Here is a 15,776-nt window from a genome sequence, read left to right on the forward strand (position 1 = left end):
GACAGGCCCGGGGTCGGCACCCGGCCGCGGCCGTGGACCGTTGGCCGCCCCGCGGCCCGGTCCCGGGCGCCAGGACTGGGCCAATGGCCCAGTGTCGCGGACATCTCTTGAGCCATCGGGCGCACGGATGTTTTCATGGTCCGGTCGATGGCGCTGCGGATTCCGCGGCGCCTCTTTCTTTGTGGATTTCTTTGCAGCCGTTCGCGATACGGCATGGGCAACGACAAGGGGGTAGCAGGCGGTGCTGAAGGGGATGTTCACGGCTCCGGACCCGGGCAGGGTGCGGCTGCGCACCTCGGCCCGGGCCGTGCTCGGCGTGGGGTCGGCCGTGACCGTCTCGCATCTGGCCACCGGTTCCCTGCCGGCGGCGATCGCCGGCGGTCTGGCGGCGATGCTGGCGCTGTTCACCGTGGGCGATGCGACCGTGCGGGCCCAGGCGGTCACCACCGCCCTGCTGCCGCTCGTGGGGCTGCCCGTCCTCGCCCTGGCGGCCGGTCTGCACGAGCACGCGCTGCCGCGCGACGCCGCCTTCCTCGCGGTGGTCTTCGCCGGCGTTTACGCACGCCGCTGGGGCCCGCGCGGGCAGGCGCTGGGCATCTTCGGGTTCATGACGTTCTTCATGGCGCAGTTCCTGCGCGCCGTGCCGCAGCAGCTGCCCGAGCTGTACACGGGCATGCTCCTGTCCCTGGTCGCCGCCGGTGTCGTGCGCTTCGCCCTGTGGTGCATCGAGCGCCGCACCCCGCCCGCCCCCGTCCCCGCGCCGCTCACCGCCCGCGGTCTGGCCCGGCCCACCACCCGCCAGGCCTTCCAGAACACGGTGGCCTGCGCGCTGGCCCTGGGCGTCGGTCAGCTGGTCTCCGACCAGCGCTGGTACTGGGCCGTGGGCACCGCCTGGTGGATCTTCGTCAACACCGCCTCGCGCGGCGAGACACTGGTGCGCGGCTTCCGCCGGGTCGTCGGCACGCTGGCCGGCATCGTCGTCGGTCTGCTCGTGGCCGTCCCCCTGCACGGCGCGCCGGTGCTCTCCGTGGTGCTGATCGCCGCGTGCGTCTTCGGCATCTTCTACACGGCCGCCCCCTCCTACAGCTGGATGATGTTCTTCGTCACCGTGATGGCCTCCCTGCTGTACGGGCTGCTCGGAGTGCTCCACCCCGGCCTGCTGGTACTGCGCCTGGAGCAGACGCTCGTCGGCGCGGCCGCCGCCGGCCTGGCGCTGGCCCTGGTCCTGCCGGTGACCACGCACGCGGCCACCGACGCCTGGATCCGGCGCGCCCTGGTGGCCGTACGGCAGTGCACCGCCGCCTCCGCGCGGCGCCTGGCGGGCGACGCCGAGGCCGACCCGGCGCCGCACGTCGCGGAGCTGGAGCTGCTGCTGGTGCGGGTGCGCGTCTCGCTCGCGCCGCTGCTGCACCCCCTCAGCCCGCTGCGGGCGCGCAAGGCGCGGGCGCTGGAGGTGATGGCGCACCTGGACGTGTGCGTCCGGCAGGCGCGCGGTCTGGCGGAGGTCGCCGCGGACCCGGAGGCCTCGCACGACGCCCGTCTGACGGCCGCCTGCCTGCGGGTCGAGGCGGCGCTGCACGCCCTGGAGCCGGCCGCCCGCACGGCCGAGGCGGCGGCCGCGGCCGAGGCGGCCGCCCCACAGCACCACCCCGGCGCCGAGCGGGCACTGGCGCACCTGCACGACCTGGAGCGCGCCCTGGCCGGGCTGGCGGCGCCCCTGCTGAGCAACCCCCGGGCCCCGCTGGCGGGCACCTGAGGCTCCGCCCGGGCCTCGGGGCGGCACGTCGACTGCGGGCCGTCGGTGGCCGATGGCGCCCACGCGGCGACAGCCGCACATCGGCACCGCCCCGCGCCCCTACGGGGCGCTCCGTAGGGGCGCGGGGAACTGCGCGACAAGCCACCCCGCACCCGCAGACGGGGTGCCGTGTCGCGCCCAGGCGGCGGCAGCCGAAAGGCTCCGCCCGGACCCCGTTACGACGCCGGCGGTGACGGCAGGTGCACGTCCAGCAGGCACACGTCGTCGCGCTGCTCGCCGGGCAGGAGGCGCGCCAGCAGCGCCTCGATGGGGCGCCCGCCGCAGCCCTTGCTGCCGCCCTCGCCGCCGAGTTCGCGGCGGGCGGCCTCCGCGAAGCGGCCGAAGCCCTCGTCGAGGTGTTCCCCGGGCCGCTCGATGAGCCCGTCGGTGTACAGCAGCAGGTGGTCGCCGGGCTCCAGGCGGCACTCCGCCTCGCCGTAGGAGGGCCGTGCCGTGGCGCCGAGCAGCATGCCCTCGGGCGGCGCGAGGAACTCCGCCTTGCCCTGCCGTACGAGCAGCGGCGGCGGGTGGCCGGCCTGCGCCCACGTCAGGCAGCGGCCGACGGGGTCGTAGCGGCCGAGCACCATGGTGGCGGTGGTGTGGTGCCCGTCGTGCGTGTGCAGCAGCAGGGTGTTGAGCCGGTGCAGGGCCCCCGTCAGGGAGGAGCCGGTGATGACCATGCCCTTGGCGGTGAAGCGCAGCTGCGCCATGGTGGCCACCGCGTCGATTCCGTGCCCGGCGACGTCGCCGACGGCGAACAGCACGCTGCCGTCGGGCATCTCCAGGGCGCTGTACCAGTCGCCGCCGACGTTGAGGTCGTCGTGCGAGGGCAGGTAGGTGACGTCCACGTGCAGGCCGCCCAGGTCCAGCGACCGGCCCGGCAGCGGCAGCAGCGCGTGCTGCAGGCGGGCGGCGACGGTCCGTTCGGCCTGCAGCACGTTGCGCTGGGCGAGGACGGCCTGCTGGGTCTCCAGCAGGGCCAGCTCGGCGCGGCGCTGGGCGGTGACGTCCTGGACGAAGCCGCGCACCTCGACGGGGGTGCCGCTGGCGTCGGGCACCGCCTCGGCGACGATCCGCAGGTGTCTGACGCCCTTGGAGGTGGTGATGCGGAACGGGTGGTCGACGGGGGTGCCCTTGTCGAGCAGGCTCTGGATCACGGTGGCGAAGGCGGGCACGTCCTCGGCCAGCAGCTGCCCGGGCAGTTCCTCGAGGCTCACCGGGCCCCGCTCCGGGTCCCGGTCGAGGATGGCATGGACCTGGGGCGACCAGGTGATGGCCCCGGTGGCGAGGTTCCAGTCGGTCCAGCCGAGGTTGCCCAGGCGCTGCAGGTCGGCCAGCAACTGCTGCTGGCGGTCGGTGGAGTCGTGGGCGATCCAGGTGACGACGAGGCCGTCGCCCAGGCGCGCGGCCCGCACGGAGTAGCTGGACACCTGCCGGATGCCGTCGACGACCTCCTCGTACACGAACGGGGCCCCCTCGTAGGGCTGCCCGGTCGCGAGGGTCTCCAGGTAGCCCCTCCACGGCGGGGCGCCGGCCATCGTGGGGTAGCACTCCAGGACGCGCAGTCCCACCATCCGGCGGCCGCGGCGTCCGGCGATGTCGACGGAGTGCGGGGCAGCGGCGTCGATGCGGAAGTCCTCGACGTCGCCGGCCGGGGAGCGCAGGGGCGTGAGCAGGACGGCCGGCCCCGGCAGGGCGTCGAACACCCGCTGGACGCGCTCGGCGTCGGGGTGCACGGGGCGCGGGGAGGCGGCACCGCACGCGCGCAGGCTCCCGGCGCACAGGCGGGCGGCCGCGTGCAGCATGTCACGGGCGGGCGGGCCGATGGGGGCGTCCAGGGCGCGCATCACCCCCAGGACGGCAGTGACCGTGTCGCCGGAGAGCACCGGGAGCCAGGCGCGGGTGGGCCACTGCTGGGGTGGGTCGCCGATCAGGTGATAGCGCCTACTGTCCTTTTCGAGGTCCTCCAGCCAGATCGCCTCACCCGTACGGATGACGTCCTGGGCCGCGATGCCGCTGACGGGCGGTACGTGCCGCCACTGGCCTGCGACGGCCGCCCCGGCGCCCGCGTGCCCGGCGAGTTCCAGCGCGCCGTCGGCGGTCGGCGAGAAGATCACCACCGCGGCGGCGTGGACCGGGGACCCGGCCAGGTGGTCCAGGAGCGCGCCGGCCAGCTCCTGAGGACTGCCGACGCCCGCCAGGGCCTCGCCCAGCCCGCCGCCGGCGGCCGTCCGGCCGTCGCCGGGGCAGGTAGCCGTCCCACCGTCGCCGGAGCGGGCGGCCGTCCCGCCGTCGCCGGAGCGGCTGGAAGTCCTGCCGTCGCCCGTGCGGGAGGCCGTTCCGTCGCCGCCCGTCCCATCGGCCTGCGGGCCGTTGCCCGTCCGGGGGGCGGCACCACCGCCCTGCGCCCGGTCGGCCGCCCTTCCCGTCTCCCCCGCCGGGGCGCCGGGCCGCGGACCGGCCGATGCGCCCGCGGTGCGCGGGGCGGGCACGCCGGGCGCCTGTCCGGCCGCCTCGCCGAGGACCGTCCAGCACTCCTCCACCAGCGTGCGGCCCTGCGCGTGGGCACGCCGCGTCAGCTCCTCGTGGGCGTCGGCCGCGCTGCAGCCGGAGCGGGCCATCAGCATGCCCTTGGCCCGCTCCACCACGGCGGTCGTGGCGGCCAGGTGCTCCAGTCGCTCGTTGTCGGCCCGCAGCCTGGCCACCACCTTGGCCAGTGCGACGACGTCGGGCACGACGCCGGACTCCTCGTCCTGCACAGACTCGCTCGTCACGCCCCGAGCATGGCACACGCCGTCGGCCGAAAGACCCGATCAGCCGGACCGGCCGCCCGGTATGGGGCCATTGCTACAGTGCGGTACCCGAAAACGTTCGACCGAGGGGAGCCGACGGCCCGTGGCCGTGGACGCGCTGGACGCCAGGATCCTGCGGCTGTTGCTCGAACAGCCGCGCACGAGCGCACGGGAGTACGCGCGGCTGCTCGGCATCGCGCGCGGCACGCTGCAGGCCCGGCTGGACCGCATGGAGCGGGACGGCGTGATCACCGGTACGGGCCCGCGGCTCTCCCCGGCGGCGCTGGGGCACCCGTTGCTGGCCTTCGTCCACATCGAGGTGACCCAGGGGCGCCTGGAGACGGTCGCCGCCGCGCTGGCGGACGTGCCGGAGATCATCGAGGCCTTCTCCATCACCGGTGGCGGTGACCTCCTGGCCCGGGTGGCCGCCCGGGACGCGGCGCACCTGGAGGACGTGATCCAGCTGCTGGTCCAGGTGCCGGGTGTGGTGCGCACCCGCAGCGAGATGGTGCTGCGCGAGCGCGTGCCCTACCGGATGATGCCGCTGGTGGAGGCGGTGGGCCGGCGGGCGGAACGACGCGGCGCCTCCTGACGCTCCTCCGCCGTGCGAAAGCCTGCAGAACCCACTGACTTCCCGTCACCACCGCGTTGCGATTATCTGCTCACCCGGGCCCGATGTGTCGGGGCCCGGCGTATGAGGAGGGGGTAATCGCATGGAAAGCAGCGGGACGAGACGCCGGTGGGGTGCCGCCGCGGTCGCGTCCGTGGCGATGGTGGCCGTCGCCCTGCCGGCAGGCGGCGCACAGGCCGCCGGCGGCCCGGCGGGCGTCGCCGCCAAGGGGGCGTTCCTGCTCGACAGCGGCAGCAACCGCGCGCTGTGGGGCAAGGAGGCCGACACCAGGCGGCAGATGGCCAGCACCACCAAGATCATGACAGCGGCGACGGTCCTGGACGCCGGCGTCGACCTGAACAAGCAGGTCACCGTCCGGCAGTCGTACCGCGACTACGTCCAGCGCACCGGCGCCAGCACTGCGGACCTGCGCACCGGCGACAAGCTGACCGTACGGCAGTTGCTGTATGCGCTGATGCTGCCGTCCGGCTGCGACGCCGCCTACGCGCTGGCCGACACCGTCGGCACCGGCGGCACGGAGGCCGCCCGCACCACGTCCTTCATCGCGAAGATGAACAAGAGGGCCGCCGACCTGGGGCTGAAGAACACCCACTACGACTCCTTCGACGGCATATCCCGCGCCGGCGCCAACTACACGACCCCGCGCGACAGCGCGACCCTCGCCCGGCACGCCCTGGCCAATGCCACCTTCGCCACCGTCGTACGGACCACGGCCACCCGGCAGAAGGCGGCCAACGTCAACCGCACCTACTACTGGGACAACACCAACAAGCTGCTGGGCTCCTACAAGGGCGCCATCGGCATAAAGACCGGCACGGGCACGGCCGCCGGACCCTGCCTGGTCTTCGCCGCCCAGCGCGGCAAGCGCACGGTCGTGGGCGTCGTCCTCGACGACGCCACCAACCGCTACCCCGACGCGGCCCGGATGCTGGACTGGGCCTTCGGCACGCAGACGAGAATGACGCTGCGTCAGCTGCCACCGTCGGCCCAGAAGGACTGACCGCGCCCGCACGGGCGCGCAGTCACCCGAGGAAGGTCAGGCGCACCTGGCGGTCCGGGTTGTCCACGTTGGTGTCGACCAGGCAGACGGACTGCCAGGTGCCCAGTTCCAGCCGGCCGCCGAGGACGGGCAGTGTCGCGTGCGGCGGCACCAGGGCCGGCAGGACGTGGTCGCGGCCGTGGCCGGGGCTGCCGTGCCGGTGGCGCCAGCGGTCGTCGGCCGGCAGCAGGTCGCGCAGCGCGGCGAGGAGGTCGTCGTCGCTGCCGGCGCCCGTCTCCAGCACCGCGATGCCGGCAGTGGCGTGCGGGACGAAGACGTTGAGCAGGCCGTCACGGCCCGCGGCGGCCTCGCCGAGGAACGCCTCGCACTCGCGCGTGAGGTCGTGCACCCGCTCGCGGGAGCCGGTGCGCACGTGCAGGACATGGGTGGAGAAGGTGGTGGTCGCATCGGTCATGCCCACCATCTTCGTACGCACGGGCCGTCCGGGAAGGGATCGCCCCCTTGCCGGGTTGGTAGAAACATGAACGAATCCGGGGTGCGCGAGACCGACGTCGTCGTCGTGGGCGCCGGGCAGGCGGGCCTGGCCGGCGCCTACCACCTGCGCCGGGCGGGCCTGGAGCCCGGCGGGGGCTTCGTCGTCCTCGACCGCTCCCCCGCGCCCGGCGGTGCCTGGCAGTTCCGCTGGCCCACGCTGACGTACGGCAGGGTGCACGGGATGCACGCGCTGCCGGGCATGGAGCTGACCGGGGCGGACGAGGGCCGCCCGTCGGCCGAGGTGGTCGCCGGGTACTTCGCGCGCTACGAGCGCGCCTTCGACCTGCGCGTGCGCCGGCCCGTGCAGGTACGCGCCGTCCGTGAGGGCGGGGGCGGCCGGCTGCTGGTGGAGACGGACGGGGACGGCGTCTGGTCGGCGCGGGCGCTGCTCAACGCGACGGGCACCTGGGACCGCCCGTTCTGGCCGCGCTACCCCGGCCAGGAGCTCTTCCGCGGCCGTCAGGTGCACACCGCCGGCTATCCCGGGCCGGGCGCGTTCGCCGGGCTGCGCGTGGTGGTGGTCGGCGGCGGGACGTCGGCCGTGCAGCACCTGATGGAGATCGCCGAGGTGGCGGCGGCCACCACGTGGGTGACGCGCCGGCCGCCCGTCTTCCGGGCGGGCCCGTTCGACGAGGCACGCGGCCGGGCCGCGGTTGCCCTGGTCGAGGAGCGCGTCCGCCGCGGGCTGCCGCCACAGAGCGTGGTGTCGGTGACCGGGCTGCCCCTGACCGCCGCCATGGAACGGGCGCGGGCGGCCGGGGTGCTGGAGCGCCGACCGATGTTCGAGCGCCTGACGCCCACGTCGGTGGTCTGGGCCGACGGCAGTGCCGTCGAGGCGGATGCCGTGGTGTGGGCCACCGGGTTCCGCCCCGCCGTCGGCCACCTCGCCCCGCTCGGGCTGCGCGAGCCGGGCGGCGGCATCCGGCTGGCGGGTACGCGCGCGGTGCGCGACCGGCGGGTGCACCTGGTGGGGTACGGACCGTCGGCGAGCACGGTCGGCGCGAACCGCGCCGGGCGCGCGGCCGTGCGGGACATCCGCCGGCTGCTCGCCGGGGACACCCCGCCCGCCCCGAGTGGTGGATCTTCACAGCGGGAGCCGGCTGCGGCAGTATGAAGCGCGCAGACGGATCCGGCAGGAGGTGCGATGCGCGTAGGGCTGTTCGTGACCTGCGTCAACGACGCCTTGCGACCGCAGACCGGGCGGGCCGTGGTCGCCCTGCTGGAGCGGCTCGGCGTCCATGTCGACTTCCCGGCGGCCCAGAGCTGCTGCGGGCAGCCGCTGTACAACACCGGCTACCGGCGGGCGAGCGAGCCGCTGGTGCTGCGCTCGGCCTCCGCCTTCGCGGGCTACGACCACATCGTGACCCCGTCCGCCTCCTGTACCGCCATGATCCGTGACCACTACCCGCGCATCGCCGCCCGCGCCGCCGAGGAGGCCCGCCCGGCCGGCCGCGCGGCGGAACTGGCCGCGGCGGCCGAGGACATGGCGGGCCGGACCCACGAACTCACCGAGTTCCTCGTGGACGTGCTGGGCGTGACCGACGTCGGCGCGTCCTTCCCCCACACGGTCACCTACCACCCCACCTGCCACGGTCTGCGCGCCCTGGGGCTGGCCGACCGGCCCCGGCAGCTGCTGGAGCGCGTACGGGGCCTGCGCCTGCGGGAGCTGGACGGCGCGACGGAGTGCTGCGGGTTCGGCGGCACGTTCTGTGTGAAGAACCCCGACGTCTCCACCGCCATGGGCACCGACAAGGCCCGGGCGATCATCGCCGGCGGCGCCGAGGTGGTGTGCGCGGTCGACAACTCCTGCCTGCTCCACATCGGCGGCGTCCTCGCCCGCCTGGGCTCGGCGGTGCGCCCGCTGCACCTGGCGGAGATCCTCGCCTCCACCGGCGGGGCCGCCGCATGAGCCGTACGCACCTGGGCATGCCGGCGTTCCCGCGAGCGGCGGCCGTCTCGACCCGTGACGCCACCTTGCGCGCCAACCTCCGCCGCGCCACCGGCACGATCCGGGCCAAACGCGAGACCGCCGTCGCCGAACTGACGGACTGGCAGCAGCTGCGCGCCGCGGCGGCGGCAGTCAAGGACCGCACCCTGCGCCACCTGGACCGCTATCTGCTGCAGCTGGAGGAGAACGTCACCCGCGCCGGCGGCACCGTCCACTGGGCCGCCGACGCCGAGGAGGCGGGCCGGATCGTCACGGACCTCGTGCGGGCGACCGGCGAGCGCGAGGTCGTCAAGGTCAAGTCGATGGCCACCCAGGAGATCGGCCTGAACGCCGCCCTGGAACGGGCGGGCATCCGCGCGTACGAGACCGACCTGGCCGAGCTGATCGTGCAGCTCGGCGACGACCTGCCCTCGCACATCCTCGTCCCCGCCATCCACCGCAGCCGCGGCCAGATCCGCGACATCTTCCGCACGCACATGGCCCAGTGGGGTCGCCCGGCCCCCGAGGGGCTCACCGACCGGCCCGCCGACCTCGCCGAGGCGGCGCGGCTGCACCTGCGCGAGAAGTTCCTGCGGTGCAGCGTGGGCATCTCCGGGGCGAACTTCATGGTCGCCGAGACCGGCACCCTGGTCGTCGTGGAGTCCGAGGGCAACGGCCGGATGTGCCTCACCCTCCCCAAGACGCTGATCTCCGTGGTGGGCATCGAGAAGGTGGTGCCGGCCTGGCAGGACCTGGAGGTCTTCCTGCAGTTGCTGCCCCGCTCCTCGACGGCCGAGCGGATGAACCCCTACACCTCGATGTGGACCGGCACCTCGGACGAGGACGGACCGCGCGCCTTCCATCTGGTCCTGCTCGACAACGGCCGCACCGACACCCTCGCCGACCGCACCGGCCGCCAGGCGCTGCGCTGCATCCGCTGCTCGGCCTGCCTGAACGTCTGCCCGGTCTACGAGCGGGCCGGGGGCCACGCCTACGGCTCGCCCTACCCGGGCCCCATCGGCGCGATCCTCTCCCCCCAGCTGCGCGGCACGGCCTCGCCCCTGGAGGAGTCGCTGCCGTACGCGTCCACGCTGTGCGGCGCCTGCTACGAGGTGTGCCCGGTGGCCATCGACATCCCCGAGGTCCTGCTCCATCTGCGCGAACGCGTCGCGGAGGGCGGCGAGGTGACGCTGCGCGGCAACCGCACCGTCGTCCGGCCCGCCGCGCGGCACCGGCTGGAGCGCGCCGTCGCGGCCACGGCCGGCTGGACGCTGGACCACCCCGCGGTGCTCCGCCGTGCCCAGCGGCTGCTGGCCCGCACCCGGCGGCTGCATCCGCGGCGCCTGCCGGGCCCGGGCCGGGCCTGGTCGGACGGCCGCGCGCTGCCGCCGGTGCCGCCCGAGTCGTTCCGCGACTGGTGGTCCCGTACGCGCGGCGGTGCCTCGTGAGCGGCGGCGAGGCGGGCAGGGCGCGCGTCCTGGCCCGGGTACGGCGCGCGCTGGCGGACGTGCCCCGCCACGAGCGCCCCGGCGACCACCCGGTGCCCCGTGCGTACGAGCACGTGCACGGGCGGCGCACGCCGCAGGAGTCCGTGGCGCTGCTGGCCGCGCACCTGGCGGAGTACCGGGCCGTCGTCCACCGCACCGACGAGGCCGGGCTGCCCGGGCTGATCGCCGCACTGCTGGAGCGGCGCGGTGCACGGCGCGTGGTCGTGCCCGAGGGCCTGCCGGCGGCGTGGCTGGCGGCGACGGCGGCGGAGAAGGTGCCGGACGCCGCCGATCTGACGGCCCACGACCTGGACGCGGTCGACAGCGTCGTCACCGGGTGCGCCCTGGCCGTCGCCGAGACCGGCACGCTGGTCCTGGACGCCGGCCCCGGCCAGGGGCGGCGCCGCATCACGCTCGTACCCGACCACCACGTGTGCGTGGTGCAGGTGCCCGGGCAGGTCGTGGACTCGGTGCCGCAGGCGCTGGCGCGCCTGTCCCCCACCCGGCCGCTGACCTGGATCTCGGGGCCGTCGGCGACGAGCGACATCGAACTGGACCGGGTGGAGGGCGTGCACGGCCCCCGCGCCCTGGACGTCGTCCTCGCCGGCGACCCTGCCGTCGGGCCGTGAGCGCCGCACAAGCCGTGCCCGGGAGAGGAGCCGCCGTGTCACCCCAGGACCCGCGGGCGCTGCCGCTGCGCGGCATCACCGTCGTCGCCCTCGAACAGGCCGTCGCCGCGCCCTTCGCCACGCGGCAGCTGGCCGACCTCGGCGCCCGCGTCATCAAGATCGAACGCCCGGGAAGCGGCGACTTCGCCCGCGGATACGACCGCCGGGTCAAGGGCCTGTCCGCGTACTTCGTCTGGTGCAACCGCGGCAAGGAGAGCGCCGCGCTGGACCTGAAGGACGCCGCCGACCACGCCCTGCTGGAGCGCATCCTCGCCCGCGCCGACGTCTTCGTACAAAACCTCGCGCCCGGCGCCGCCGAGCGGCTCGGCCTGGGCGCGGCCGCCCTGCACGCCCGGCACCCGCGCCTGATCACCTGTGACGTCTCCGGCTACGGCACCGAGGGTCCCTACCGCGACAGGAAGGCCTACGACCTGCTGGTGCAGTGCGAGACGGGGCTGGTCTCGATCACCGGCAGCCCCGGGGCCCCGGCCCGGCCGGGCATCTCGGTCGCCGACATCGCCGGGGGCATGTACGCGTACACGGGGATACTGACGGCCCTGTACGAGCGCGAGCTGACCGGTCGCGGCGCACAGCTGTCGGTCTCGCTCTTCGACGCCCTGGCCGAGTGGATGGGGCATCCCTACTACGCCGAGGCGTACGGCGGGGAGCCCCTCGCGCCCAGCGGCGCGCGGCATCCCTCGATCTCGCCGTACGGGCACTACGGCTGCGGCGACGGCGCGCGGGTGTTCCTCAGCGTCCAGAACGAGCGGGAGTGGGCGGTGCTGTGCACCCGGGTGCTGCGACGGCCGGAGCTGGTGGACGATCCGCGGTTCACGGACAACCCCGCGCGCCACGCCCATGACGAGAAACTGACGGCCGTCATCGAGGAGTGCTTCGCCGCACACACCGCGGACGGAGTGCTCGCACTGCTGGACGCGGCCGGCATCGCGGCCGCCCGGCTGCGCTCGGTGGCCGAATCCACCGCCCACCCGCAGTTCGCGGCGCGGGACCGGTGGCGGTCCTTCGACTCCCCCGCCGGGCCCTTGCGGGGGCTGTTGCCGCCGGTGACCGTGGCCGGCCGGGAGGCGGCCATGGGGGCCGTCCCCGCGCTGGGCGCGCACACGGCCGCGATCCGGGCGGAGTTCGCCGGGCCGCGGGCGGGGTGAAGGGGTCTCCTCACCCCGCCCCAGCGGTCACACCTTGACCGTCAGGTGGGCGTCGCGCCGGATGAGCGCGGCATAGTGCCCGTCGTCGGCGAGGAGCTCCCCGTGGGTGCCGCGCTCGGCGATGCGTCCCCGGTCGAGGACGACGATCTGGTCGGCGTGGCGGACGGTGGAGAGCCGGTGGGCGATGGTGATCGTCGTACGGCCCGCGGAGAGGGTGTCGATGGCCTGCTGCACGGCGTGCTCGGTACGGGTGTCCAGGGCGCTGGTCGCCTCGTCCATGATGAGCACCGGCGGATCCCGCAGGATGGTGCGGGCGATGGCCAGGCGTTGCTTCTCGCCACCCGAGAAGCGGTAGCCGCGCTCGCCGACGACGGTGTCGTAGCCGTCGGGCAGGGCGGCGATGTGGTCGTGGATCTGTGCCGCCTCGGCCGCGGCCCGGATCTCCTCGTCGGTGGCGTCGGGCTTGGCGAAGCGGAGGTTGTCGGCGACGGAGGCGTGGAAGAGGTACGTCTCCTGGGAGACCACGCCCACGGCCCGGGCCAGGGTGTCGAAGTCCAACTCGCGCACGTCGACGCCGTCGAGGAGGACGCGGCCGGAGGTGACGTCGTACAGGCGGGCCACGAGGTAGCCCAGGGTGCTCTTGCCGGAGCCGGTGGGACCGACGACGGCGAGGCTGCTGCCGGCCGGGACGTCGAGGTCGACGCCGCTGAGCGCGGCGCCGGCGGAGTCGTAGGAGAAGCAGACGTTCTCGAAGCGGACGTCGCCGCGGACCTTCTCCAGCCGCACCGGCTGCGCGGGCTCGCTGATCTCCCGGGGCAGGTCGAGGTATTCGAAGATGCGGCTGAAGAGGGCCACGGAGGTCTGCATCTGCACGCCGGTGGACAGCAGGCCGACGGTGGGGCGGAAGAGGCCCTGCTGGAGGGAGACGAACGCCACGAGCGTGCCCAGGGAGATGCCGGGGCCGCCGGTCTTGAGGGCGATGCCGGCCGCCCAGTAGACGAGCGCGGGCATGGCGGCCATGACGATGCCGATGGTGGACATGCGCCAGCGGCCGGCCATGTTCGTGCGGACCTCCAGGTCGACCAGCCGCTCGGACTCCTCGGCGAACGCCTTGGTGAGCGAGTCGGCGCGGCCCATGGTGCGCCCCAGCAGGATGCCGCTGACCGACAGGGACTCGGTGACCATGGCGGACATGGCGGCCATCTGCCGCTGGCGCTCGGAGGTGATCTTCCGGCGCTCGGCGCCCACGCGGTGGCCTACCCAGACGAACAGCGGCAGCAGGAGCAGGGAGACGGCCGTCAGCCGCCAGTCCAGCGCGACCATGGCGACCACGGTGGCCACGACGCTGGTGAGGTTGGAGACGAGCGAGGTCGCGGTCGAGGTGACGGTGGCCTGCATGCCGCCGATGTCGTTGGCGATGCGGGACTGCACCTCGCCGGTGCGGGTGCGGGTGAAGAAGGCGAGCGGCATGCCCTGCAGGCGGTCGTAGACGGCGGTGCGCAGGTCGTGCATGACCCGCTGGCCGACGGTGGTGGAGATCAGCGTCTGCAGCACGCCGAAGACGTTGCTGACGACGGCCGTGGCGATCATGCCGAGGGCCAGCAGCGACAGCAGGCCCGTACGGCCCTGGGGGATGGCGACGTCGAGGATCTCGCGCAGCAGGAACGGCGAGGCCACGGCGACGAGCGAGGAGGCGGCGACGAGCAGCACCACCATGGCCAGCCGGCCGCGGTAGGGGTGGAAGAGGCGGAGGATGCGCCGCACCTGTGCGGGCTGCTCCGGGCCTGCGGGGGGCGGTGTCCAGTCCAGTGCGTCGTGGGGCATGGGCTCCTTCAGCGTGGTCGGATCCGAAATGCGGGAAGCGCGCCGACGCCGGTGACGGCGCCGGAAACACCGACGCTGTAAGAGAGCATAGCTCATTATTACCTATACTCACAATGTACGTGGTCCTGATACCATTGTGATCATGACGTCCCCCGACACGTCCGGCCAGCTCGCCGAGCAGCTGCTGAGGCTGACCCGCAGGCTCCACCGGGCCCAGAAGCGCTATCTGGACCCGGTCGGCATCACGCCCGCCCAGTCACGACTGCTGCGCACCGTGGCGCACTACGAGGCGCCCCCGCGCATGACGGATCTGGCGGAGCGCCTGGAGGTCGTGCCGCGGGCGGTGACCACCCTGGTCGACGCCCTGGAGGCCGGCGGGGAGCTGCGGCGCGTGCCCGACCCGAGCAACCGGCGGGTGATCCGCATAGAGCTCACCGACCGGGGCCGCACGACCCTGCGCGCCCTGCGCGACGCCCGTCGCGCGGCGGTGGAGGACGTCCTGGCCCCGCTCAGCGAGCCGCAGCGGGAAGTGCTGGGCGGGCTGCTGGCCGAACTGCTCTCCGGCCGCGGGCACCTGCCCGCCTGACGGCCCGCCCGCGGCGGTTCAGCAGGCCCGCCGGTCCTGCGTCAGCTCCCCCTGGGCCGTGGCCAGCGTGCGGTCGTAGCAACTGCCGGGCCCGTACAGGCGGTAGCGCTCGCGCGAGACGCCGGTGGCGTGGCGCTGGTCGCGCGGCACGTTCTGGGTGTAGGCGGCATCTCCGGTGTACCGGTCGTCCAGACGCGACCAGGTGAGCGTCCGGCCGGCGCGCACGGTGGCCGTTTCCGCCTTGTCGCCCATCGCCATGACCGTACGCAGCCGGTCGCCGGCGCCCACCGATGTCGTGCCGTCCAGCGTGTAGGTGCGGTGGGTGCGGGTGGTGACCGCCGGCCCCCGGCCGGCCGTCGTCACGTTCGCGTCGTCGTTCCAGCGCGCCGTGAGGCCGTCGGTCGTCTCTCCATCCGTCCAGCGGTGCACCGAGTGCGCGGTGACCTCGCGGCCGACGGTCGTGGTGACGCGGCCGTGCGAGGTGTCGAGGTAGCCGGCCACGGTGAGCCTGTGGCCGCCCTCGGAGGTCAGCCGGTGCTCCGTGCCCGGCTCGTAGGTGGTACCGCCGGTCGGCCTGCCCTCCTCGTGGCGGGTCAGGGCGCCGGTGACGCGGTCGGAGGCGGCGTCCTGCCAGACGAGGACGTTGGTGGGCGTGCTCCAGCCGCTCTGCCCCTGCGGCACCCCGGCCACCGAGACGGTGACCGTGTGCGGCCGCCCGTCGTTCAGCAGCCCGGCGAAGGGCGTGAGGTCGTACTCCAGGGGGCGGATGTCGAAGGCCTGCGGGCCCGGGATCACGTACCACAGGAACGGGTTGGACCAGCCGCCGGTCCACACGGCCGGGAAGGGTGCGGCGATGCCGGCGAGCCGGCCGTCCACCGAGACCCGCACCTCCCGGTGGGGGCCGTCCTTGGCCTTGCACGAGTACGGCGCGGCGTCGGGGACGGTGAGGTACCAGAACTCCTCGCAGCCGCCGCCGGATCCGGTGGCATAGACCTCGGCGACGATGCGCTCGCTGTTGCGCGGCGTGGTGAGCGTCCCCTCGTACACCGTGCCGCCGTCCCGGGCCCCGTCGAGCGTGAGGACCTTGTCGGGGCCGGCGGCCGGCGGCACCCGGCCCTCGGCCCGGTAGAAGGTCAGTGTGGCCTTGACCTTGATGACGCCGGTGTAGGTGTCGTTGACGAGGTTGCCGATGAGCATCTCCACGGGCTGGCGGGAGCGCAGGACGGGGGCGTAGCGCGTGACGTCCTTCTCGACGTTCCAGGAGATGCCCTCGGGCGAGGGCTCGGGCGTCGAGCGAGCTACTGGCGTGCGCGCGGCAAGCTCGACGTGCCCAAGGAACGGTTCATTTCATACGGCACGGTCAACA

General features: G+C 74.4%; 12 protein-coding genes and 1 pseudogene. 9 read left to right on the top strand and 4 right to left on the bottom strand.

Annotated elements, in window-relative coordinates; genetic code table 11:
- Positions 1 to 253 precede the first annotated feature (253 nt).
- Entirely contained in the window at positions 254 to 1,756 is a 1,503-nt protein-coding gene (locus AB0K17_RS18575) for an FUSC family protein (protein ID WP_365965917.1), read from the top strand.
- Between the two features lie 215 nt (positions 1,757 to 1,971).
- On the opposite strand, the gene AB0K17_RS18580 is transcribed toward AB0K17_RS18575, so the two are convergent.
- Positions 1,972 to 4,569, bottom strand: coding sequence for a SpoIIE family protein phosphatase (locus AB0K17_RS18580; RefSeq protein ID WP_365983560.1), 2,598 nt, complete (start codon positions 4,567 to 4,569; stop codon positions 1,972 to 1,974).
- Between the two features lie 121 nt (positions 4,570 to 4,690).
- On the opposite strand from AB0K17_RS18580, the gene AB0K17_RS18585 reads away from it, so the two are divergent.
- Complete coding sequence (locus tag AB0K17_RS18585; RefSeq protein WP_365965869.1) at positions 4,691 to 5,179, top strand: Lrp/AsnC family transcriptional regulator; 489 nt, start codon at positions 4,691 to 4,693, stop codon at positions 5,177 to 5,179.
- 178 nt (positions 5,180 to 5,357) lie between these two features.
- The gene (locus AB0K17_RS18590; RefSeq protein ID WP_365983567.1) at positions 5,358 to 6,218 is read left to right on the top strand and encodes a serine hydrolase; all 861 of its coding nucleotides are present in this window, start codon (positions 5,358 to 5,360) and stop codon (positions 6,216 to 6,218) included.
- A gap of 22 nt (positions 6,219 to 6,240) precedes the next feature.
- Here the strand turns inward: AB0K17_RS18590 and AB0K17_RS18595 are convergent, their stop codons facing one another.
- Positions 6,241 to 6,672, bottom strand: a complete 432-nt coding sequence (locus tag AB0K17_RS18595; RefSeq protein WP_365965871.1) for a secondary thiamine-phosphate synthase enzyme YjbQ — start codon at positions 6,670 to 6,672, stop codon at positions 6,241 to 6,243.
- 66 nt (positions 6,673 to 6,738) lie between these two features.
- Here AB0K17_RS18595 and AB0K17_RS18600 point away from each other — a divergent pair, with 66 nt between their 5' ends.
- Genes AB0K17_RS18600 through AB0K17_RS18620 form a run of 5 tightly spaced genes read left to right on the top strand, consistent with a single transcriptional unit; the run spans position 6,739 to position 12,000 of the window.
- Positions 6,739 to 7,866 (top strand): NAD(P)-binding domain-containing protein, encoded by a 1,128-nt coding sequence (locus AB0K17_RS18600; RefSeq protein ID WP_365983561.1) that lies wholly within the window; start codon positions 6,739 to 6,741, stop codon positions 7,864 to 7,866.
- 30 nt (positions 7,867 to 7,896) lie between these two features.
- A complete protein-coding gene (locus tag AB0K17_RS18605) occupies positions 7,897 to 8,661 on the top strand; it encodes a (Fe-S)-binding protein (protein ID WP_365983562.1) in 765 nt (254 codons plus the stop codon).
- Positions 8,658 to 10,127 carry a lactate utilization protein B gene (locus AB0K17_RS18610; RefSeq protein WP_365983563.1) on the top strand — a complete coding sequence of 490 codons (1,470 nt, stop codon included), beginning with the start codon at positions 8,658 to 8,660 and terminating at the stop codon, positions 10,125 to 10,127. Before AB0K17_RS18605 ends, AB0K17_RS18610 begins: the two co-directional genes overlap by 4 nt.
- Positions 10,124 to 10,795: an LUD domain-containing protein gene (locus AB0K17_RS18615; RefSeq protein ID WP_365965875.1), complete on the top strand. Its 672-nt coding sequence runs from the start codon at positions 10,124 to 10,126 to the stop codon at positions 10,793 to 10,795. The genes AB0K17_RS18610 and AB0K17_RS18615 overlap by 4 nt, the downstream gene beginning before the upstream one ends.
- Before the next feature lie 35 nt (positions 10,796 to 10,830).
- On the top strand, positions 10,831 to 12,000 hold the full coding sequence (locus AB0K17_RS18620) for a CaiB/BaiF CoA-transferase family protein (RefSeq protein WP_365983564.1): 1,170 nt from the start codon (positions 10,831 to 10,833) through the stop codon (positions 11,998 to 12,000).
- Positions 12,001 to 12,027: 27 nt separating this feature from the next.
- Here the strand turns inward: AB0K17_RS18620 and AB0K17_RS18625 are convergent, their stop codons facing one another.
- Positions 12,028 to 13,824: an ABC transporter ATP-binding protein gene (locus AB0K17_RS18625; protein WP_365965877.1), complete on the bottom strand. Its 1,797-nt coding sequence runs from the start codon at positions 13,822 to 13,824 to the stop codon at positions 12,028 to 12,030.
- A 142-nt stretch (positions 13,825 to 13,966) separates the two neighbouring features.
- Between AB0K17_RS18625 and AB0K17_RS18630 the strand changes: the two genes are divergently transcribed.
- Positions 13,967 to 14,410, top strand: coding sequence for a MarR family transcriptional regulator (locus AB0K17_RS18630; RefSeq protein WP_365965878.1), 444 nt, complete (start codon positions 13,967 to 13,969; stop codon positions 14,408 to 14,410).
- An 18-nt stretch (positions 14,411 to 14,428) separates the two neighbouring features.
- Here the strand turns inward: AB0K17_RS18630 and AB0K17_RS18635 are convergent.
- Positions 14,429 to 15,703: pseudogene (locus AB0K17_RS18635) on the bottom strand (peptide-N4-asparagine amidase); the annotation flags it as partial.
- Between the last annotated feature and the right edge of the window lie 73 nt (positions 15,704 to 15,776).

Origin of the sequence: Streptomyces sp. NPDC049585 (assembly GCF_040675615.1) — a bacterium.
In the GTDB taxonomy this organism is placed as follows: Bacteria; Actinomycetota; Actinomycetes; order Streptomycetales; family Streptomycetaceae; genus Streptomyces; species Streptomyces luteosporeus.

Bases quoted from the DNA above. Each gene is read 5' to 3' on its own strand.
- AB0K17_RS18605 (WP_365983562.1), top strand. From the start codon at position 7,897: ATGCGCGTAGGGCTGTTCGTGACCTGCGTCAACGACGCCTTGCGACCG.
- AB0K17_RS18595 (WP_365965871.1), bottom strand. From the start codon at position 6,672: ATGACCGATGCGACCACCACCTTCTCCACCCATGTCCTGCACGTGCGC.
- AB0K17_RS18575 (WP_365965917.1), top strand. From the start codon at position 254: ATGTTCACGGCTCCGGACCCGGGCAGGGTGCGGCTGCGCACCTCGGCC.
- AB0K17_RS18610 (WP_365983563.1), top strand. From the start codon at position 8,658: ATGAGCCGTACGCACCTGGGCATGCCGGCGTTCCCGCGAGCGGCGGCC.
- AB0K17_RS18630 (WP_365965878.1), top strand. From the start codon at position 13,967: ATGACGTCCCCCGACACGTCCGGCCAGCTCGCCGAGCAGCTGCTGAGG.
- AB0K17_RS18590 (WP_365983567.1), top strand. From the start codon at position 5,358: ATGGTGGCCGTCGCCCTGCCGGCAGGCGGCGCACAGGCCGCCGGCGGC.
- AB0K17_RS18600 (WP_365983561.1), top strand. From the start codon at position 6,739: ATGAACGAATCCGGGGTGCGCGAGACCGACGTCGTCGTCGTGGGCGCC.
- AB0K17_RS18625 (WP_365965877.1), bottom strand. From the start codon at position 13,824: ATGCCCCACGACGCACTGGACTGGACACCGCCCCCCGCAGGCCCGGAG.